16 protein-coding genes are annotated in these 19387 nt (G+C 69.3%); 11 read left to right on the top strand and 5 right to left on the bottom strand.

Going from position 1 to position 19387, the window contains the following annotated elements; translation table 11 throughout:
* Positions 1–37 precede the first annotated feature (37 nt).
* A complete protein-coding gene (locus EJP67_RS14105) occupies positions 38–1162 on the top strand; it encodes an ABC transporter substrate-binding protein (protein ID WP_165909629.1) in 1125 nt (374 codons plus the stop codon).
* Positions 1163–1180: 18 nt separating this feature from the next.
* Here EJP67_RS14105 and EJP67_RS14110 read toward each other — a convergent pair whose 3' ends face one another.
* The 4 genes from EJP67_RS14110 to EJP67_RS14125 all read right to left on the bottom strand — a co-directional run bounded on the left by EJP67_RS14110 (position 1181) and on the right by EJP67_RS14125 (position 5365).
* Positions 1181–2275 carry a M14 family metallopeptidase gene (locus EJP67_RS14110; RefSeq protein ID WP_126022340.1) on the bottom strand — a complete coding sequence of 365 codons (1095 nt, stop codon included), beginning with the start codon at positions 2273–2275 and terminating at the stop codon, positions 1181–1183.
* Positions 2276–2321: 46 nt separating this feature from the next.
* On the bottom strand, positions 2322–3524 hold the full coding sequence (locus EJP67_RS14115; RefSeq protein WP_126022341.1) for a M20 aminoacylase family protein: 1203 nt from the start codon (positions 3522–3524) through the stop codon (positions 2322–2324).
* A 103-nt stretch (positions 3525–3627) separates the two neighbouring features.
* Complete coding sequence (locus tag EJP67_RS14120) at positions 3628–4143, bottom strand: nucleoside deaminase (protein ID WP_126022342.1); 516 nt, start codon at positions 4141–4143, stop codon at positions 3628–3630.
* Between the two features lie 22 nt (positions 4144–4165).
* Positions 4166–5365, bottom strand: a complete 1200-nt coding sequence (locus tag EJP67_RS14125) for a glycerophosphodiester phosphodiesterase (RefSeq protein ID WP_126022545.1) — start codon at positions 5363–5365, stop codon at positions 4166–4168.
* A gap of 106 nt (positions 5366–5471) precedes the next feature.
* Here EJP67_RS14125 and argE point away from each other — a divergent pair, with 106 nt between their 5' ends.
* The 10 genes from argE to EJP67_RS14175 all read left to right on the top strand — a co-directional run bounded on the left by argE (position 5472) and on the right by EJP67_RS14175 (position 18054).
* Positions 5472–6638, top strand: coding sequence for an acetylornithine deacetylase (gene argE, locus EJP67_RS14130; protein ID WP_126022343.1), 1167 nt, complete (start codon positions 5472–5474; stop codon positions 6636–6638).
* A complete protein-coding gene (locus tag EJP67_RS14135; protein ID WP_240650654.1) occupies positions 6631–7893 on the top strand; it encodes a DUF445 domain-containing protein in 1263 nt (420 codons plus the stop codon). Before argE ends, EJP67_RS14135 begins: the two co-directional genes overlap by 8 nt.
* 135 nt (positions 7894–8028) lie before the next feature.
* Positions 8029–9711: a hypothetical protein gene (locus EJP67_RS14140; protein ID WP_126022344.1), complete on the top strand. Its 1683-nt coding sequence runs from the start codon at positions 8029–8031 to the stop codon at positions 9709–9711.
* Positions 9712–9847: 136 nt separating this feature from the next.
* Positions 9848–10621, top strand: coding sequence for an MHYT domain-containing protein (locus tag EJP67_RS14145; protein WP_126022345.1), 774 nt, complete (start codon positions 9848–9850; stop codon positions 10619–10621).
* Between the two features lie 75 nt (positions 10622–10696).
* Positions 10697–12307, top strand: a complete 1611-nt coding sequence (locus EJP67_RS14150) for an acyl-CoA carboxylase subunit beta (protein ID WP_126022346.1) — start codon at positions 10697–10699, stop codon at positions 12305–12307.
* Entirely contained in the window at positions 12304–14265 is a 1962-nt protein-coding gene (locus EJP67_RS14155; protein WP_126022347.1) for an acetyl/propionyl/methylcrotonyl-CoA carboxylase subunit alpha, read from the top strand. The genes EJP67_RS14150 and EJP67_RS14155 overlap by 4 nt, the downstream gene beginning before the upstream one ends.
* A gap of 36 nt (positions 14266–14301) precedes the next feature.
* Positions 14302–15204 (top strand): SDR family oxidoreductase, encoded by a 903-nt coding sequence (locus tag EJP67_RS14160; protein WP_126022348.1) that lies wholly within the window; start codon positions 14302–14304, stop codon positions 15202–15204.
* 33 nt (positions 15205–15237) lie between these two features.
* Positions 15238–16398 carry an acyl-CoA dehydrogenase family protein gene (locus EJP67_RS14165; protein WP_126022349.1) on the top strand — a complete coding sequence of 387 codons (1161 nt, stop codon included), beginning with the start codon at positions 15238–15240 and terminating at the stop codon, positions 16396–16398.
* A gap of 15 nt (positions 16399–16413) precedes the next feature.
* A complete protein-coding gene (locus tag EJP67_RS14170) occupies positions 16414–17580 on the top strand; it encodes an acyl-CoA dehydrogenase family protein (protein WP_126022350.1) in 1167 nt (388 codons plus the stop codon).
* A gap of 171 nt (positions 17581–17751) precedes the next feature.
* Entirely contained in the window at positions 17752–18054 is a 303-nt protein-coding gene (locus EJP67_RS14175) for a Dabb family protein (protein ID WP_126022351.1), read from the top strand.
* A gap of 10 nt (positions 18055–18064) precedes the next feature.
* Here the strand turns inward: EJP67_RS14175 and EJP67_RS14180 are convergent, their stop codons facing one another.
* The gene (locus EJP67_RS14180) at positions 18065–19339 is read right to left on the bottom strand and encodes a DEAD/DEAH box helicase (protein WP_126022352.1); all 1275 of its coding nucleotides are present in this window, start codon (positions 19337–19339) and stop codon (positions 18065–18067) included.
* Between the last annotated feature and the right edge of the window lie 48 nt (positions 19340–19387).

Consider the following 19387-nt stretch of genomic DNA (forward strand, 5'->3'; position numbering starts at 1 on the left):
TTGTGCGCGATTCAGAGCGCAGGAGTGGGTTTTCATCATGTTGTTGAATCGACGTCGTTTTTCTCTGGCCGCGGGCGCGGCCGCCACGCTGGGCGGCTTCGGCCTCGCCCGGGCGCAGGACACGCCGCTGGTGCTGGGCCAGTCGGCGGCATTCACCGGCCCGGCGGCGCAGCTGGGCATCCAGTTCCACCAGGGCGCCAAGCTGTTCCTGGACCAGTACAACGCCCAGCCGGGCCGCCGCAACGTGGTCATCAAGAACCTGGACGACGGCTATGAACCCGACCGCTGCGCGGCCAACACGCAGAAGCTGATCGAGGAAGACGTCTTCGCGCTCTTCGGCTATATCGGCACCCCGACCAGCCTGGCCGCGCTGCCGCTGGCGGTGAAGGACAAGGTGCCCTTCGTGGCGCCCTTCACCGGCGCGATGTCGCTGCGCGAACCCTTCCAGAAGAACGTGTTCCACCTGCGCGCCTCGTACAACGACGAGACGGCGCTGATGGTGAAGCAGCTCACCCACCTGGGCCTGAAGAAGATCGCGGTCTTCTATCAGAACGATGCCTACGGCAAGGCCGGCCTCGACGGCGTGACGCTGGCGCTCGGCGAGCAGCAGCTCAAGCCGGTCGCGCTCGCTACCGTGGAGCGCAACTCGGCCGACGTGGCGCAGGCGGTGAAGGCCATCGTCGCGGCGCGGCCCGACGCGGTGGTGCAGGTGGGCGCGTACAAGGCCTGCGCGGCCTTCATCCGCGAAGCGCGCAAGGCAGGCTATGGCGGCACCTTCTTCAACATGTCCTTCGTGGGCACGCAGGCGCTGGCCGACGAGCTGGGCAAGGACGGCGCCGGCGTGATGATCACGCAGGTGGTGCCCTCGCCCTACAACCAGGCCAACGCGCTGGCCCGCGAGTTCGCCGAGGCGGCGCGCAAGGTCAACGGCGCGAGCGTCAACTTCTCGAGCCTGGAGGGCTACCTGGCCGCGAAGGTGCTGGTCGAAGGCCTGCGCAAGGCGCCGGGCAAGCCCACGCGCGAGAGCCTGATCGCGGGCCTGGAAAGCATCGACCGCCAGCAGTTCGGCGGCTTCGAGGTGTCGTTCTCGGCCAGGAACCACGTGGGCTCGAAGTTCGTCGAGCTCTCGATGCTGACGGGCGACGGCCGCGTCAGGACCTGAGGTTCTCCGGCCGCGGCGTCAGCCCGTCAAGCCGTCGACGGCCTGGAACATCGCCTGGCGCGCCTGGCTGACGATCTGCCCGCGCCAGGCGTCGGTGTCCGTGTAGAACGCTTCCACCATGCGCGCGCGGATGCCATCCGCCAGCTCGGCCGGCGCCTCGGGGTGCCTGTGCAGCCAGTGGTCGGCGCGCAGGGCGCCGGTCACTTCGAGGATGGGCAGCGTGCCGTATTCGAGCGCGATGCCGGTGTACTCGGCCTGCGGGCACTCCTGGTACACCGAATCCCACATCAGCCCGCGCAGCAGCGCCGAGGTGGATGAACCGTCGTAGATGGAGGTGACGGGCGCCGCGGGCGTGCCCCACCACGCGTTGGCCCGCGCGTAGGCGGCCTTGTCGTCGCGGCAGGCGAAGATGCGTTCGCCCAGCCCGTTCGGGCCCAGCCCGGTGTGCAGGTCGATCCACGCGATGCGCTTGGCCTGCCCCGCATGGCGGCGCAGCACCTCGCGGATGGTCCTGTTGCTCCAGGTCGGCGCCTTGCCACCGTAGAAGAGGCCGTCTTCGAACTGGTACTGGCCGCTGGTCACGGCCGCCTGGTAGGCGGTGGTGCCGTGCTTGCCGATCCATTTCTCGATGGCCGCCTGGTTCTCGGGCGTGGGCGGCCAGGTGTCGGGCAGCAGCAGCTCGTGCAGCTTGGCGTAGGCCTCGTTGACCGGCACCGGCTTCGAGAAATCGATGAAGTTGCGGTTGAGGTCGACGTTCTCGTGCGTCACGCGCCGGCCGTGCGAGAAACCGTGCGGATTGAGCGCATGCACATACAGCACCGCGACGCCCTGCGCCTTCGCTTTCTCGCGCCACTCGGCGTCGTGCAGCGCGAACACCTGCACGCCGCTGCCGCAGTGGCCTTCGACGCCGTGGCAGGCGCTGCTGACGACCAGCAGGTTCGGCGCATCGGGCGCGCCGTCGAGCGCCACGTCCATCGAGAGCTCCTCGCCCTCGCGCCCCTTGAGCGGATGCGCATGCGGCTCGACCGTGAGGCCGGCGCTCACGCAGCCCTGCAGGAACTTCTGGCGCGCCTGCGCGTAGCGCGGCGAAAAGGCTTCGGCGATTCCGATCATGTGGCGCTGGACCTCTCTCGGTGAATCAGGCGACCAGGAAGGCGGATCAGGCGGCGCTGCCGCCGGGCTTGAGGAACTGCTCCGCGATCTGCACCCAGCAGGTCGCGCCCAGCGGGATCAGGTCGTCGTTGAAGTCGTAGCTCGCGTTGTGCAGCGTGCACGGGCCCTCGCCGTGATGCACGTCGCGGTGCGAGCCGTCGCCGTTGCCGATGAAGGCGTAGGCGCCCGGCTTGGCCTGCAGCATGAAGGCGAAGTCTTCCGAGGTCATGGCTGCTTCCTGCTTGAGCACGTTCTCGGGACCGACCACGTCGCCCATCACGCGGCGGGCGAAGTCGGCCTCGGCCTCGGTGTTGATGGTGGGCGGGTAGTAGCGCTCGAAGCGGAACTCGCAGGTGGCGTCGTGCGCGGCGCAGATGTGGTCGCAGATCTGCTTCATGCGCGCCTCGATCATGTCGAGCACCTCGATGGAGAAGGTGCGCACCGTGCCCGACAGTTCGCAGTTGTCGGGAATCACGTTGTTGGTTTCGCCGGCATGGATGGTGGTGACGGAGATGACGGCCGAATCGGTCGGCTTCATCTTGCGCGTGAGGATGGTCTGGAAGGCCTGCACGATCTCGCAGGCGATCGGCACCGGGTCGACGCCGGTCTGCGGCAGCGCCGCGTGGCCGCCCTTGCCCACCACGTTGACGAAGAACTTGTTGCCCGAGGCCATCACCGGGCCCGGGCTCACCGCGAACTGGCCGGCCTTCATGCCGGGCCAGTTGTGCATGCCGAAGACGGCATCCATCGGGAATTTCTCGAAGAGCCCTTCCTTGATCATCTCGCGGGCGCCGCCACCGCCTTCTTCGGCGGGCTGGAAGATCAGGTAGACGGTGCCGTCGAAGTTGCGGTGCTTCGCCAGGTGCTGCGCGGCCGCGAGCAGCATGGCCGTGTGGCCGTCGTGGCCGCAGGCGTGCATCTTGCCGTGGTGCTTGCTGGCGTGGGCGAAGGTGTTGAGCTCGGTGACGGGCAGTGCGTCCATGTCTGCGCGCAGGCCGACGGCGCGATTGCTGGTGCCGTTCTTGACGATGCCCACCACGCCGGTGGTGCCCAGGCCGCGGTGGATGGGGATGCCCCATTCGGTGAGCTTGCCTGCCACCACGTCGGCGGTGCGGACTTCTTCGAAGCAGAGTTCGGGGTGTGCGTGCAGGTCACGTCGGACGGCGGCGATGCCAGCCGCCTGCGTGACGATCGAGTCGATGAGTTTCATGGGGATAGACCGTCTCAAAACGCCAGTCTATCCACTCTGGCATTTCGGGGCACCTCGGGAAACACGCAGCCCCAGCCGGTTGCCGGGGCCTTTCCTCAGTTCCTCAGTGCGCGCCGGTCCAGAAGCCCACGTGCGGCGCGGCGGCTTCCTGCTCGAGCAGCGGCCCCACCACCTCGACGCGCCGCTGCCCGCGCGCGAAGACTTCGCGGCAGGGAAGCGAAAAGGTCGGGTTCTCGGGATGGTCGCCCGTCAGGCCCAGCAGCGCGTGTTCGGAAAGCGCGTACACCACGCGCCCGATGTTGGTCCAGTAGATAGCGCCCGCGCACATGCAGCAGGGCTCGGCGCTGGTGAAGAGCGTGCAGCGCGCGAGCTCCTCGGGGGTGAGCAGCTTCGCGGCCTGCGCGGCGGCCACCAGCTCGGCGTGCTGCGTGGGATCGCCCTCGGGCGGCATCGAGTTGTTGCCCGCGGTGACGACGACCTCGCCGTGCTCGTTCGCCACCAGCGCGGCGAAGGGATGGCGCCCGCGCGCCTTCGATTCGTCCGACAGGCGGATGGCCATGCGAAGCAGTTCGAGGTCGCGCGGGGAGAGGTCGGGCGAGGAGGTATCGTCTGTGGTCATGCGCGGACGATAACCCGGTCGATCAGCGGCCGATGCTCTTGAGGTAGTCGGCGCGCGCGGCCAGCGCGGTGTCGGTGAAGTCGGTGAACACGCCGTCCACGCCGAGCTTGTAGTACACGCCGTATTCGTTCTTGCCGTCCTTGTTGTAGTCGGATGCCAGGCGGCGCGACTCGTTGCGGAAGGTGAAGGGGTGCACGAACAGGCCCGCCTTGTGCGCGTCGGCGATCAGCGAGGTGGGCGCCGTGGAGGTGGCGTCGGCGTCGTTGATCTTGCCGTCCTTGTTGACGTCCACCGGCTTGCCATCGGCACCGATGGTGCCCTTGATGCTCACGATGTAGCGCTTCCAGGGACCGATGCCGTCGGCGTACTTCTTGATCTCTGCCAGGCCCGCGGGCGTGACCATGGCGTCGAAGTTGCGCTTGTCGCCGGCCTTGGTCCAGTCGTAGGGGCGGTCGCTGGGCACGGCGAAGGTCACGGCGCCGGTCTTCAGGTCGACGCTGTCGCCGTCGATGAGCTGGATGAGCTTCGTATTCAGGCCCTTGCTCTTCATGTACTTGAGGCTGCCCGGCTCGAAGGACTGCACGTAGATGGGCGCGGTCTTGCTGTTCCAGCCGGCCGCGTTGATGGCGGCGATGACCTTGTCCTCCATCGGCAGGCCCAGGTCGCGGAAGTAGGTCGGGTTCTTGGTCTCGGGGTAGATGGCGATGGTGCGGCCGGTTTCCTTCGACTTGGCCTTGGCGAAGTCGATGATCTCCTGGAAGGTCGGCACCTTGTACTTGCCGTTGAATTCCTGCGGACGCTCGGCGTCGGTGGAGATGGCGCCCAGGGTCTTGATCTCGGCCAGCGTGAAGTCGTTGCTGAACCAGCCGGTCTGGGTTTCGCCGTCGACCTTGATGGTCTTCTTGCGCGAGGCGAAGCGGGGGTGTCTGGCCACGTCGGTGCTGATGGCGAGATTGGGGTCGTGGCGGGCGATGAGCACGCCGTCCTTGGTGGAGATCAGGTCCATCTCGATCACGTCGGCGCCGAGCTCGATGGCGCGGGCGTAGGCTTCGAGGGTTTCCTCCGGCAGATAGCCCGATGCACCACGATGGGCGATGACCAGCGGCGGGTTGCCGTCCAGCGTGAGCAGCTTGCTGCTGCCGCCGGAAGGTCCGGTGCTGCTGCAGGCGGCCAGTGCGAGGGCTGCGGTGGCGGTCAGGGCGATCTGAAGAGAGGTGCGCATGGTCGAGGTTTCTCCGTCCGGAATGAAGAGGCGCAGGGTACCCGTTTCGCGTGACAGCTTCGACATCCATGCACGCGCGGCGCCGACTTCCGGGAGAATGTGTTGCATGCCCCATACGCTTTCACCCCAAAGCCTGCTGATGGCCCAGACGCTGGTGCGCATGAACACCATCAGTGCCAACAGCAACCTCGAACTGATCGACTTCGCCCAGAGCCACCTCGCGGCGCTGGGCGTGAAGAGCCGCATCACCTACAACGCCGAACGCACCAAGGCGAACCTCTTCGCCACGCTGGGCGAGGGCAAGCCGGCCGGGGTGATCGTCTCGGGCCACACCGACACGGTGCCCTGGGACGGGCAGGACTGGAGCGTCGATCCGCTCTCGGCCGTGGTGCGCAATGAGCGCCTCTACGGGCGCGGCTCGGCCGACATGAAGAGCTTCATCGCCGTCGCGCTGTCGAACGCCAGGCGCTTCCTGGAGAGCGACTCTCCCTTCGCGATGCACTTCGCCTTCAGCTACGAGGAGGAGATCGGCTGCTTCGGCGTGAAGGAGCTCATCGCCGACATGCGCGACGCCGGCATCAAGCCTCTGGCCTGCATCGTGGGCGAACCCACCAGCATGGTGCCCGCCATCGCGCACAAGGGCGTGTACCGCTACAAGTGCTGCGTGCGCGGCAAGGAGGCGCACTCCTCCCTCACGCCGAAGTCGGTCAACGCCATCGAGATGGCCGCGCGCGTGATCGGCAAGGTGCGCGACATGGCCGAGGGCTTCGAGCGCAGCGAGCCGCGCTACGAGGGCTTCGACGTGCCCTTCAGCACCGCGAGCGTGGGACAGTTCCACGGCGGCATCGCCGACAACGTGGTGCCGCGCGACGCCGAGTTCCGCTATGAATTCCGCGACCTTCCCACCGCCGACGCCGGGAAGATGCAGGCCGAGGTGGTCGCCTACGCGGGCAGCCTCGAACCCGCGATGAAGAAGGTGGCGCCCGACGCGGGCTTCAGCTTCGAGACCATCTGCGAGATCCCGAGCTTCCTGGGCTCCGCCAACGACCCCATCACGCTGCTGGCCCAGCGCCTGGCGAGCGAGGAGCGCACCACGCTGGTGGCCTTCGGCACCGAAGCGGGTCTTTTCAAGAACGCCGGCATCCCCACCGTGGTGTGCGGACCCGGCAGCATCGAGCAGGCGCACCAGCCCGACGAGTACGTGAGCCTCGAGCAGCTCGCGCGCTGCGAGCTGTTCATGGAGCGCCTGGCATCCACGCCGAGCATTGGCTGAGAGCGCCGCCAGCATCGACGCGTCGCGGCGCATGAAGCGCGTCGCGCTCGGCCTGCTGTGCGGCGCCGCACTGCTCTATGCGGTGGCGAGCGTGCTGCATGCGCGGCACCCGGCCTGGGGCTACGTGGCGGCCTTCGCCGAGGCGGCGATGGTGGGCGCCATTGCCGACTGGTTCGCGGTGGTGGCGCTGTTCCGCCACCCGCTGGGCCTGCCGATTCCGCACACCGCCATCATCCCGAGCAACAAGGACCGCATCGGCGCCAAGCTCGCGGGATTCATCTGCGACAACTTCCTGAGCACCGAGCAGGTGCTCGGCAAGCTGCGGCAGTTCGACGCGGCCGGGCGCATCGCCGACTGGCTGGCGCGCCCCGCGAGCGGCGAGAAGCTCGGCGAATGGGGCGTGGCCGCCACGCGCTACGGGCTCTCGGCCTTCGACGACGAGCGCGTGCGCGACTTCATGGGCCGCGCCGCCGCGGCCGGGCTGCAGAAGATCGACCTCTCGCGCCTCACGGGCCAGGCGCTCGACGCGCTCACGGCCGGCGGGCGCCACCAGGCACTGCTCGACGACGTGCTGCAGCAGGTGGCCGGCCTGCTCGAAGGCGAGGAGGTGCAGGCGCACATCACCGAGGCGATCGCGCGCGAGATCAGGACGCTGCGCTACGTGGGCCTCGACCAGGTGGCGGCCAAGCTGGCCACGCGCAAAATCGTCGCGGCGGTGGCGCGCACCATCGGCGAGCTCGCGGCCGAGCCCGAGCATCCGATGCGCAGGCGCTTCGACCACTTCGTCGACGACTTCGTGGTGCGCCTGAAGCTCGACCCCGAGTTCCAGCAACGCGGCGAACAGATCCGCGCGGAGCTGGTTGCGCACCCCGCCCTGGGCGACTACCTGCACGGGCTGTGGGGCGAGATGCTCGCGTGGCTGCACGACGACCTGGGCCGCAACGACTCGAGCATCCGCCGGCGCATCGCGTCGATGGCCGGCGCGCTGGGCACGCGGCTGCAAGGCGACGAGGCCATCCGCCGCTGGATCAACGAGCAGATCGAGGCCGCCGCGCCGCTGGCCATCGAGCGCTACCGCGAGGACATCCGCCGCTACATCGAGGAGCGCGTGGGCGAGTGGAACGCGCAGGAGATGACGGTCGAGCTCGAGCGCCACATCGGGCGCGACCTGCAGTTCATCCGCATCAACGGCACGCTGGTGGGCGGGCTGGTGGGGCTGCTGATCCACACGGCGACGCAGCTGCTGCGCGGCTGAGTTGCGGCTGAACCGCAGCTGAAGGCCGCGGGTAATCCACAGCGGACGAAAGTCCGCATCCTGTCCCCATGGGGACTCCGCGGCCCCGCCGCGCTCCTAGACTGCTGCGCGCATCAATAAGAGGAGTCGCCAACCATGCCACGTCGAAGCAGCCTCGGCGCCATCGCGCTGACCGCCACCCTCGCCCTGCTGGGCGCCTGCAGCAGCCTCTCGCCACCGGCCTCCGCCCCACCCTCGCCCACGCAGTCCGCCCCGACCACGCGGCCCGCCTCGTGGGCCGCGCCCGAGGCGCTGGTCGCGCCCTCGGCCTTCGCCGGGGTGCATGGGCTGGCCATCGACGCCAAGGGCCGGCTGCTCGCGGGCTCGGTGCTCGGCAACACGATGTGGGAGGTCGACCCCAGCACCGGCGCGGCCAGGGTGTTCATCGACGCACCCGAAGGCCAGGCCGACGACATCGCCGTGGGCCCGAAGGGCGAGCTGGCCTGGACCAACTACCTGATGGGCATGCTGCGCTACCGCGAGAGCGACACCGCGCCCATGCGCGTGCTGGCCAAGGACCTGCCCGGCCTCAACTCGCTGGACTTCGACCGCCGCAACGGCAGGCTCTACGCCTCGCAGGTGTTCCTGGGCGACGCGCTGTGGGAGATCGACCGCGAGGGCCAGAAGCCGCCGCGGCTCATCAGGAAGGACATGGGCGGCTTCAACGGCTTCGAAGTGGGGCCCGACGGCATGCTCTACGGGCCGCTGTGGTTCAAGGGCCAGGTGGTGAAGATCGACCCGGCCAACGGCAACATGACCGTGATCGCCGACGGCTTCAAGATTCCGGCCGCCGCCAACCTCGACGGCAAGGGCAACCTCTGGGTGGTCGACGCGCGCAGCGGCGAGCTGGTGCGGGTGGAGCTGGCCACCGGCCGCAAGACGGTCGCGAAGCAGCTGCGGCCGTCGCTCGACAACCTCGCCATCGCTCCTGACGGAACGATCTACGTCTCCAACATGGCGAACAACGAGGTGCAGGCCTTCAACCCCGCCACCGGCGAGCTGCGCACGCTCACCAGCGGCAAGGTGGCGGCGCCGGCCGGCATGAAGATCGACGGCAACGACCTCTGGGTGGCCGACGTCTTCGGCTTCCGCCAGGTCGACGTGCGCACCGGCGAGGTGCGCGACATCTTCCGCATGCAGCGCGACCCGGAGCTGGACTACCCCTTCGCCGTCGGCCTGTCGCCGAAGCTCTTCGCGCTGAGCTCGTGGTTCACCGGCACGGTGCAGCTGGTCGACCGGCAGACGCTGAAGACGGTCGAGACCATCCACGGGCTGAAGGCGCCGTTCGACGCCATTCCCATGCCCGACGGCAGCGTGATCTACGCGGAGATCGCGACCGGCAGCATCACACGCGCGAGCGGGCCGAAGTTCGCGCAGAAGTCAGTGCTCGCCAGCGGCCTGAACGGCCCGGTGCAGATGATCGTCGGCCAGGACGGCGCGCTCTACGTGACCGAGGCGGCCGGCCGGCTGCTGCGCATTCCGCTGGACGCCAGCGCTCCGCTGCGCGCGGTGGCCGAGGGGCTGGCCCTGCCCGAAGGCCTGGCGCAGACGCCCTGGGGCAGCTTCATCGTGGCCGAGAGCGCGGCGCGCCGGCTGGTCGAAATCGCGCCCGACGGCAGCGGCCGTACCGTCGCCGAGAACCTGCCGATCGGCCTCGCGCCCGGGCCCGGGCTGCCTCCGCCCTACGTGGTGACGGGCGTCGCGGTGGGCCGCGACGGCTCGATCTACATGGCGGCCGACCGCAACAATGCGATCTATCGGATTCGCCCCGTAAGGTAGGGTAACAATAAGTGTAAATTTCAGTTTACTTTTACAAACAAACATTACAGACTGCGCGGGACGTCTTGTGGCGTCCCGTCCGCATCCGGCGGCGGGGGGTCCGCGAGGCGCTCTTTTGACCTGAAAGGGACATCGCATGACTCCGCTCGTCGTAGGCCAGATCCTGTCGCCCGAGTACTCCCTGGGCATGGTGGCGCTCTCCTTCCTCATTTCCTTCGCGGGCTCGCTGGTGGCCCTGATCTGCGCCGGGCGGATGGTCGGCGCGGACGGCAAGCCCAACCTCGCCGTCGTGACCTGCGCGGCGGTGGCGCTGGGCGGCATCGGCATCTGGTCGATGCACTTCATCGGCATGCTGGCGTACCGGCTGCCGATAGCCATTTCGTACAACATGCCGCTCACGGTGGTGTCGCTGGTGGCGGCCATCCTGATTTCGGGCATCGCGCTGTACATGGCCGGCGGGCGGCGCAAGTTCAGCCGCTCGGGCTGGCTCGGCGGCAGCCTGCTGGCGGGCATCGGCGTGTGCGTGATGCACTACATGGGCATGTTCGCGATGAATATGCGCGCCTCGATGAACTTCGACCTGACGACGGTGGGCCTGTCGGTGCTCATCGCCGTCACCGCCGCCGCGGCGGCCCTGTGGCTGGCCTTCAACCTGCGCAAGTTCACGCACAAGGTCGCGGCCGCCGCAGTGATGGGCGTGGCGGTCTGCACCATGCACTACGTGGGCATGAGCGCGGCCAGCATGGTCTGCACCGCCGCCGCGCCGGTCGACGCGCTGGCCATCGGCGGCAGCTACATGGGCCTCACGGTGTTCGGCACGGCCGGCGCGGTGCTGATCTTCATCTACTGGGTGGTCACCGGCAGCAGCCTCGACGCGCCGGTCGCCGGCCGCCGGGTGCGCGCCAGCTAGTAAGCGCAAGCGGGCGCGGCGCCCGCATCCTAGAGTCCGCGCAGAGCGAAAAAAACGATCTGCACGGACTCTCACATGCCAGTCATCGAATCCCGGCTGCAAACGGCCGGCGACACCTTCCAGGCCAACCGGGCCAGCATGCTGGCGCTGCTCGGCCAGGTGCGCGAGCATGAGGCCCGCGCCGTCGCGGCCTCCGGCGCATCGGCCGAGCGTTTCGCCAGGCGCGGGCAGCTGCTGCCGCGCGAGCGCATCGCGCTGCTGCTGGACACCGGCGCGCCCTTCCTGCCGCTGGCCTCGCTGGCGGGCCTCGGCCAGGACAATCCCGATCTCTCGAAGAGCGTGCCCGGCGGCGGCCTGATCTCCGGCATCGGCTACGTCGCGGGCGTGCGCTGCATGGTCAACGCCTCCGACTCCGGCATCGACGCCGGCGCGCTGCAGCCCATGGGCCTGGACAAGCAGCTGCGCGTGCAGGAGATCGCACTGGAGAACAGGCTGCCCTACGTGCAGCTGGTGGAAAGCGCCGGCGCCAACCTCATGCACTACCGCGTGCAGGACTTCGTGCGCGGCGGCAACATCTTCCGCAACCTCGCGCGGCTGTCGGCCGCAGGGCTGCCGGTGGTGACGGTGACGCACGGCTCCTCGACCGCCGGGGGCGCCTACCAGACCGGTCTTTCCGACTACATCGTGATGGTGCGCGACCGCACGCGCGCATTCCTCGCGGGACCGCCGCTGCTGAAGGCGGCCACCGGCGAGATCGCCACCGAGGAAGAACTCGGCGGCGCGGTGATGCACACGCACATCTCGGGCCTGGGCGACTACCTCGCGGAGGACGACCGCGACGCCATCCGCATCGCGCGCACGATCCTCGGCGGCATCGACTGGGCGCGCGACGAGGCGCCGCGCCGGTTCGCGCCGCCGCGCTACGACGCCGAGGAACTGCTGGGCATCATGCCCAGCGACGGCCGACGCCCGGTGGACATGCGCGAGGTCATCGCGCGCATCGCCGACGGCTCCGAGTTCCTGGAGTTCAGCGAGCACTACGGCAGCGCCACCGTCTGCGGCCACATCCGGCTCGAAGGGCATGCGGTGGGCATCATCACCAACAACGGCCCCATCGACTCCGACGGCGCCACCAAGGCCACGCACTTCATCCAGGCCTGCTGCCAGTCGCGCACGCCCATCGTCTACCTGCAGAACATCACCGGCTACATGGTGGGCCGCGCGCATGAGGAGGCCGGCATCATCAAGCACGGCGCGAAGATGATCCAGGCGGTGTCGAACGCCACGGTGCCGCAGGTCACGCTGCTGTGCGGCGCCTCGTATGGCGCGGGCAACTACGGAATGTGCGGCCGCGGCTTCGCGCCGCGCTTCTGCTTCAGCTGGCCCAACGCGCGCACCGCCGTGATGGGCGGCGAGCAGGCGGCGAAGACCATGGCCATCGTGATGGAGGCCGGCATGGCACGAAAGGGCGCGGTCGACCAGGCGAAGATCGACGCGATGCAGCAGCAGGTCGTCGAGCGCTTCGACCGGCAGATGAGCGTGTTCACCACCAGCGCGCTGCTGCTGGACGACGGCGTGATCGACCCGCGCGACACCCGCGCCGTGCTGGCCGAGGTTCTCTCGGTGTGCCGCGACGCCGATGCCCGCGCGCCCCAGCCCATGCAGTTCGGGGTGGCACGGCCATGAGCAACAGCACCACTACCGGATTCCGCAAGATCCTCGTCGCAAACCGCGGCGAGATCGCGGTGCGCGTGATGCGCACCGCCCGTGCCATGGGCTTTCGCACCGTGGCCGTGTACTCCAGCGCCGACGCCGGCTCGGAACACGTGCGCTTCGCCGACGAGGCGGTGCACATCGGCGAGCCGCTGCCTGCGCAGAGCTACCTGAACATCGCCGCGATCGTCGAGGCCGCGCGCGCCAGCGGCGCCGACGCGGTGCACGCCGGCTACGGCTTCCTCGCCGAGAACGCGGCCTTCGCGCAGGCCTGCCGCGATGCCGGCCTGGTCTTCATCGGCCCCTCGCCCGAAGCCATTCGCGCGATGGGCGACAAGGCCGGCGCCAAGCGGCTGATGCAGGCGGCGGGCGTGCCCTGCATTCCGGGCTACCAGGGCGAGGACCAGAGCGAGAAGACGCTGGCCGCCGAAGCCGCGCGCATCGGCTGGCCGGTGATGATCAAGGCCACCGCCGGCGGCGGCGGGCGTGGCATGCGGCTCGTTATCTCGGCCGCGAATTTCGCCGAGCAGCTGCGCAGCGCGCAGTCGGAAGCGCTCAATGCATTCGGCGACGCCACCGTGATCCTGGAGCGCGCCATCGTCGCACCGCGCCATGTCGAGGTGCAGGTGTTCGCGGACCGGCACGGCAACGCCATCCACCTTGGCGAACGCGACTGCTCGGTGCAGCGCAGGCACCAGAAGGTGGTGGAGGAAGCGCCCTCGCCCGCCGTCTCGCAAGCGCTGCGCGAACGCATGGGCGCCACCGCCGTCGCCGCGGCGAAGGCCATCGCCTACGAAGGCGCGGGCACGCTCGAATTCCTGCTCGATGCCGAGGGCCGCTACTGGTTCATGGAAATGAACACGCGCCTGCAGGTCGAGCACCCGGTGACGGAAGCGGTGACGGGCCTCGACCTGGTCGAGCTGCAGTTGCGCATCGCGGCCGGCGAGCCGCTGCCGATCGCGCAGCAGGACGTGCGCTTCTCCGGCCACGCGATCGAGGTCCGCCTGTGCGCCGAAGATCCGCAGCAGGGCTTCATGCCGCAGAGCGGCACGCTGGCCGCATGGCGCCCCAGCGCCGCGCTGCGCACCGAGCACGCCCTGCGCGATGGCGCCGAGGTACCGCCCTTCTACGACTCGATGATCGCCAAGCTGGTCGCCCACGGCGGCACGCGGGAGGACGCGAGGCAGCGGCTCCTGGCCGGCCTGCACGACACCGTCGCGCTCGGCATTCCGACCAACCAGCAGCTGCTGGAGCGCACGCTGTCGCATGCGGTGTTCGCAGGCGGCAAGGCGACGACCGCCTTCGTGGCCGACCACATCGACACGCTGCTCGCCACCGACGAAGCAGGCCGCAACCGCGCCGCGCTGCTTGCCGCACTGCTGTTGCAGCTCGGCGAACGCGGCTGGCCTTCGCCGCTGGCGCACACGCTGCCCAACGCTCTTCGCTTCGAGCTCGACGGCACGGTGCACGCCGCCCGGGTGACGCCGCGCGGCGCCGGCCGCTTCGACATCGCGCTGGACGGCCAGGCGCCGATGCAGCTCTCGCTGCTCGACATGCCCGGCGACGGCAGCCTGCGCTTCTCGTGCAACGGACTTTCGGCAAAAGCCTTCGTCGCGCGGCATGACGGCCGCGTGTTCTTCCACTTCGACGGACAGGCTCACCGCCTCGACGACCTCACTCACGTGCCGGCCACCCGAGCAGGCGCCGATGGCGGCGATGGCCTGCTGCGCGCCTCCATGAACGGCCGCGTGATCGCGCTGCTGGTGGCCGAGGGCGAGGCCGTCGCCGCGGGCCAGCCGCTGGTCACGCTCGAAGCGATGAAGATGGAGCACGTGCACTGCGCGCCGCGCGCCGGCAAGGTCGCCCTGCATGTCGCGGTGGGCGCGCAGGTGGCGGCGCGGCATGTGGTCGCGCAGGTCGCCGATGCATGACGGGAACCAGCCCACGTCTTTGCGAAAACCATTCACATGAACGCTCCCTCCTCCCACTACCGCTCCGTCTTCGCCCCCGGCCTGTTCGACGGGCAGGTCATCGTCGTCACCGGCGGCGGCTCCGGCATCGGCCGCTGCACCGCGCACGAGCTCGCCTCGCTGGGCGCGCAGGTGGTGCTGGTCGGCCGCAAGCCCGAAAAGCTCGACGCGGTGCGCGCCGAGATCGAGGCCGCCGGCGGCAAGGCCTCCACGCAGGCCTTCGACATCCGCAACGAGGACGCGGTGCGCTCGGCCATCGCCGCCGTCGTCGCCGCGCACGGCCGCATCGACGGGCTGGTCAACAACGCGGGCGGCCAGTACATCACGCCGCTGCATGCGATCTCGGCCAAGGGCTGGGAGGCGGTGATCCACACCAACCTCACGGGCGGCTTCCTGGTCGCGCGCGAGTGCTACCTGCAGAGCATGCAGGCCAACGGCGGCGCCATCGTCAACATCGTGGCCGACATGTGGGGCTCCATGCCCAACATGGGCCACAGCGGCGCGGCGCGCGCGGGCATGGTGAGCTTCACCGAGACCGCCGCACTCGAATGGGCCGCGAGCGGCGTGCGCGTGAACGCGGTGGCGCCGGGCTACATCGCATCGAGCGGCATGGACCACTACCCGCCCGAGGCCGGCGACATGCTGCGCGCCATGCGCAAGACCGTACCGGCCGGCCGCTTCGGCAACGAGGCCGAGACCTCCGCCGCCATCGTCTTCCTGCTCTGTCCCGCCGCGAGCTTCGTCAGCGGCAGCGTGCTGCGCGTGGACGGCGCGCGCCCGCAGGTGCGCATGGGCTGGCCGATGGCGATTCCCGACGCGCAGGCGCGGCAGCGCCGCGCGGTGAAGCCCTTCGACGGCTTCCACCTGGCGCAGGCGCCGCGCGTGTTCCAGGACAAGTAGGACGAGAGACAAGAAAAGACCGGAGACCACCTCATGCAATACAGCCACGAACACCTCGAGATCCAGAAGACCCTGCGCCGCTTCATCGACGACGAGATCAACCCGCACGTGGACGAGTGGGAAGAGGCCGAGATCTTTCCCGCGCACGAGGTCTTCAAGAAGCTGGGCAACCTCGGCCTTCTGGGCCTGAACAAGCCCGAGGCCTTCGGCGGCGCGGGCCTGGACTATTCGTACGCGATGGCCATGGCCGAGGCGCTGGGCCACATCTCCTGCGGCGGCGTGCCGATGGCCATCGGCGTGCAGACCGACATGTGCACGCCCGCGCTCGCGCGCTTCGGCAGCGACGAGTTGCGCCGCGAGTTCCTGGCGCCGGCCATCGCGGGCGACATGGTCGGCTGCATCGGCGTGAGCGAGCCCGGCGCGGGCAGCGACGTGGCGGGCCTGAAGAGCCATGCGCGCAAGGACGGCGGCGACTACCTCATCAGCGGCCAGAAGATGTGGATCACCAACAGCCTTCAGGCCGACTGGATGTGCATGCTGGTCAACACCGGCGACGGGCCCGTGCACCGAAACAAGTCGCTGGTCATGGTGCCGATGGACAGCCCCGGAATCGAGAAGGCGAAGAAGCTGCGCAAGATCGGCATGAATTCGAGCGACACCGGCCTCATCTACTTCGACAACGTGCGCGTGCCGCAGCGCTACCGCATCGGCGAGGAGGGCCAGGGCTTCGTCTACCAGATGCAGCAGTTCCAGGAAGAGCGCCTGTGGGCTGCCGCGAGCTCGCTGGAGCCCATGGAAGACTGCATCGCCCAGACCATCGAGTGGGCGCAGCAGCGCCAGATGTTCGGCTCCACGCTGGCCGACCAGCAGTGGGTGCAGTTCAAGCTCGCCGAGCTCAAGACCGAGGTGGAGGCGCTGCGCGCGCTCGCCTACCGCGCCTGCGACCTGCACGTGAAGGGCGAGGACGTGCTCGAGCTCGCCTCGATGGCCAAGCTCAAGACCGGCCGCCTCACACGCCAGGTGGCCGACACCTGCCTGCAGTTCTGGGGCGGCATGGGATTCACGCTGGAGAACCGCGTCTCGCGCCTGTACCGCGACGGCCGGCTGGGCTCCATCGGCGGCGGCGCCGACGAGGTGATGCTGGGCATCCTCGCCAAGACCATGGGCATCGCCAAGCGCCCGCCGCGCGGCTAGCAGGAAGCCGGTCGCATGGACGCCGAGCTGCAAGCCGACCGCGCCGCGCTCGCCGACACGGTGCGGCGCTTCGCCGAAAGCGAGATCGCGCCGAACGTGCAGGCCTGGGACGATGCGGGCGAGTTTCCGCGCGCGCTCTATGCACGCGCCGCCGAACTGGGCCTGCTGGGCCTGGGCTATCCGGAAGAACTCGGCGGCACGCCGGCCTCGTATTCGCTCAAGCTGCCGGCCTGGGTCGCGCTCGCGCGCCATGGCAAGAGCGGCGGCGTGCTCGCCAGCCTGTTCTCGCACAACATCGGCCTGCCGCCCGTGGTGCTGCATGCCAGCGACGCGGTGCGCCGCGAGGTCGTGCCGCCGGTGCTGCGCGGCGAGAAGATCGCGGCGCTCGCCATCACCGAGCCCGGCGGCGGCTCCGACGTGGCGGCGCTGCGCACCACGGCAAGGCGCGACGGAGATCACTACGTGGTCGACGGCGAGAAGACCTTCATCACCTCGGGCATGCGCGCCGACTGGATCACCGTGGCCGTGCGCACCGGCGAGGGACGTGGCGCGGGCGGCATCTCGATGCTGCTGGTGCCGGGCGGCGCGGTCGGCCTCACGCGCACGCGGCTGTCGAAAATGGGCTGGCTGTGCTCCGACACCGCCACCCTGCACTTCGACAACGTGCGCGTGCCCGCGCGCTACCTGCTCGGCAACGAAGGCGAAGGTTTCCGCATGATCATGGGCAACTTCAACGGCGAGCGCATCGGCCTCGCCGCGGGCGCGCTGGGCTTCTCGCAGGCCTGCCTCGACGAGGCGCTGGCCTGGGCCCGCGAGCGAAAGGCCTTCGGCGCCCCGCTCATCGGGCACCAGGCGGTGCGCCACAAGCTCGTCGACATGCAGATGCGCATCGCCTCCACCGAGGCGTGGATCGAAGCGGTGTCGGCGCAGGGCGATGCGCTGGAAGCCGCCGGCCGCCACAACGCCCCCGAATGGGTGGCGCAGATATGCATGCTGAAGAACCACGCGACGCAGGCCATGCAGTTCTGCGCCGACCAAGCGGTGCAGATCCTCGGCGGCATGGGCTTCATGCGCGGCACCGTGAGCGAGCGCATCTACCGCGAAGTGAAGGTGATGATGATCGGCGGCGGGGCCGAGGAAGTCATGAAGGAGCTGGCGGCGAAGCAGCTGGGCTGGCTGTAGAGGCAACAGAAGGAAGAAGCGGGGAAAGCGGAAAACTGTTCTTCACAGGCGCGGCTCGCCGGGCGCGATGCCGTGCTTACCATCGGTCGCGCCAAGCCAGGCAGCAGGAGCCCGTGTGACCTTCATTCCCCATCTTTCTTTCGGCGAGCCCGCCACGGGCACGCGAGCGCCATGCTGAAGCACATCGTGATGTGGGACCTGCGCGCAGACACGCCCGAAGAAAAGGCGCGCGCCACGCAGCTGCTCAAGTGCAAGTTCGAATCGCTGCGCGGGCAGATACCCGGCCTGCTGCACATCGAGGTCGGCGTCGATTCGAGCCGCGTGGGCTACGCCTGCGACGTGGTGCTCTACAGCGAGTTCGACAGCCAGGCTTCGCTCGACGGCTATGCCACGCATCCGGCGCACCTGCGCGTGCGTGAAGAGCTGGGCGATCTGCGGATCGCGCGGCATCAGGTGGATTACGCGGTGGGCTGATCGGCCGCGGTCAGTCGCTCGCCTCGGGGGCGTCTCCCCGCGCGGCAGCAAGCGCAGCAGCCGCCCGCAGCTTGTCCTTCTTGCTCGGCCTCTTCCCCTTGATCCCCCCCGTGCCCGAGGCGTCCACCACCGGCGGCGCGGTTTCCGTCGGCTCGAAGCCCTCGACGCGCTCGCGCGGCAGCCGCAGGCCGTTGCGTTTCTCGATCAGGCGGAAATGGGCCTCGGTGGCCGCGCTCACGAAGCTGATCGCCAGGCCGCGCTCTCCCGCGCGCCCGGTCCTGCCGATGCGGTGGATGTAGTCGGTCGGCGAGCGCGGCAGGTCGTAGTTGACTACCACGGGCAGCTGCGCGATGTCGATGCCGCGCGCGGCGAGGTCGGTGGCGATCACCACGTCCCACCGGCTCTGCTTGAACTGCGAGAGGATGTTGCTGCGGGTGCCCTGCGCGATGTCGCCGTGGAAGGGCACGGCGTAGATGCCGTTGCGGTAGAGCTTCTCGGCCACGGTCTGCGCCGCGTGCTGCGTGGCGACGAAGACCAGCACGCGGTCCCACTCGTTCTCGTGCTGCTCGAGCAGGTGGCGCAGCAGCTGGGTGCGGCGGCTCGCGTCGACCTCGATCACGCGCTGCACGATGTCGGGCGCGGTGCCCGGCTCGCCTTGCACGTCGACGATGGCGGGGTCGCGCAGCATGCCGTCGGCCAGCGCCTGGATGGCCGGCGGGAAGGTGGCGGAGAAGAACAGGTTCTGGCGCCGCTTCGGCAGCAGTTCGAGGATGCGGCCGAGTTCCTCGGCGAAACCCAGGTCGAAAAGGCGGTCGGCCTCGTCGAGCACGAGCATGGCGACCGCGTCCAGCCTGAGCGCGTTGTGCTCCACCAGGTCCAGCAGCCGCCCGGGGGTGGCGACGACGATGTCGGCGCCGCCGCGCAGGCTCATCATTTGCGGGTTGATCGACACGCCGCCGAAGGCGGTGACTATCTTCAGGCGCTCGGGCAGGTGCTGCGCCAGGTCGTGCATGGTGTCGCCGACCTGGCCCGCGAGTTCGCGCGTGGGCACCAGCACGAGCGCGCGAACGCGGCGCGGGCCCTCACGCTGCTCGGTCAGGCGCTGCAGCAGGGGCAGGGAGAATGCGGCGGTCTTGCCGGAGCCGGTCTGTGCCGAGCCCCGCAGGTCGCGGCCTTGCAGAATGGCGGGGATGGCCGCGGCCTGGATGGGCGTCGGCGTGGAAAAGCCGCTTCGGGCGGCGGCCTGCACGAGCGCGGGGGCCAACCCCAGTGAGTCGAATGGCATGTGTATGAGCGCGGCGGGCGAAGAGAGAGAAAGATCGAAAGCAGAAAG

Origin of the sequence: Variovorax guangxiensis (assembly GCF_003952165.1) — a bacterium.
GTDB lineage: Bacteria > Pseudomonadota > Gammaproteobacteria > Burkholderiales > Burkholderiaceae_C > Variovorax > Variovorax guangxiensis.

Coding starts and splice junctions, on each gene's coding strand:
- EJP67_RS14125 (WP_126022545.1), bottom strand. CDS start 5,365: ATGCGCACCTCTCTTCAGATCGCCCTGACCGCCACCGCAGCCCTCGCA.
- EJP67_RS14145 (WP_126022345.1), top strand. CDS start 9,848: ATGACTCCGCTCGTCGTAGGCCAGATCCTGTCGCCCGAGTACTCCCTG.
- EJP67_RS14155 (WP_126022347.1), top strand. CDS start 12,304: ATGAGCAACAGCACCACTACCGGATTCCGCAAGATCCTCGTCGCAAAC.
- EJP67_RS14105 (WP_165909629.1), top strand. CDS start 38: ATGTTGTTGAATCGACGTCGTTTTTCTCTGGCCGCGGGCGCGGCCGCC.
- EJP67_RS14150 (WP_126022346.1), top strand. CDS start 10,697: ATGCCAGTCATCGAATCCCGGCTGCAAACGGCCGGCGACACCTTCCAG.
- EJP67_RS14140 (WP_126022344.1), top strand. CDS start 8,029: ATGCCACGTCGAAGCAGCCTCGGCGCCATCGCGCTGACCGCCACCCTC.
- EJP67_RS14180 (WP_126022352.1), bottom strand. CDS start 19,339: ATGCCATTCGACTCACTGGGGTTGGCCCCCGCGCTCGTGCAGGCCGCC.
- argE (WP_126022343.1), top strand. CDS start 5,472: ATGCCCCATACGCTTTCACCCCAAAGCCTGCTGATGGCCCAGACGCTG.
- EJP67_RS14170 (WP_126022350.1), top strand. CDS start 16,414: ATGGACGCCGAGCTGCAAGCCGACCGCGCCGCGCTCGCCGACACGGTG.
- EJP67_RS14165 (WP_126022349.1), top strand. CDS start 15,238: ATGCAATACAGCCACGAACACCTCGAGATCCAGAAGACCCTGCGCCGC.
- EJP67_RS14160 (WP_126022348.1), top strand. CDS start 14,302: ATGAACGCTCCCTCCTCCCACTACCGCTCCGTCTTCGCCCCCGGCCTG.
- EJP67_RS14110 (WP_126022340.1), bottom strand. CDS start 2,275: ATGATCGGAATCGCCGAAGCCTTTTCGCCGCGCTACGCGCAGGCGCGC.
- EJP67_RS14175 (WP_126022351.1), top strand. CDS start 17,752: ATGCTGAAGCACATCGTGATGTGGGACCTGCGCGCAGACACGCCCGAA.
- EJP67_RS14115 (WP_126022341.1), bottom strand. CDS start 3,524: ATGAAACTCATCGACTCGATCGTCACGCAGGCGGCTGGCATCGCCGCC.
- EJP67_RS14120 (WP_126022342.1), bottom strand. CDS start 4,143: ATGACCACAGACGATACCTCCTCGCCCGACCTCTCCCCGCGCGACCTC.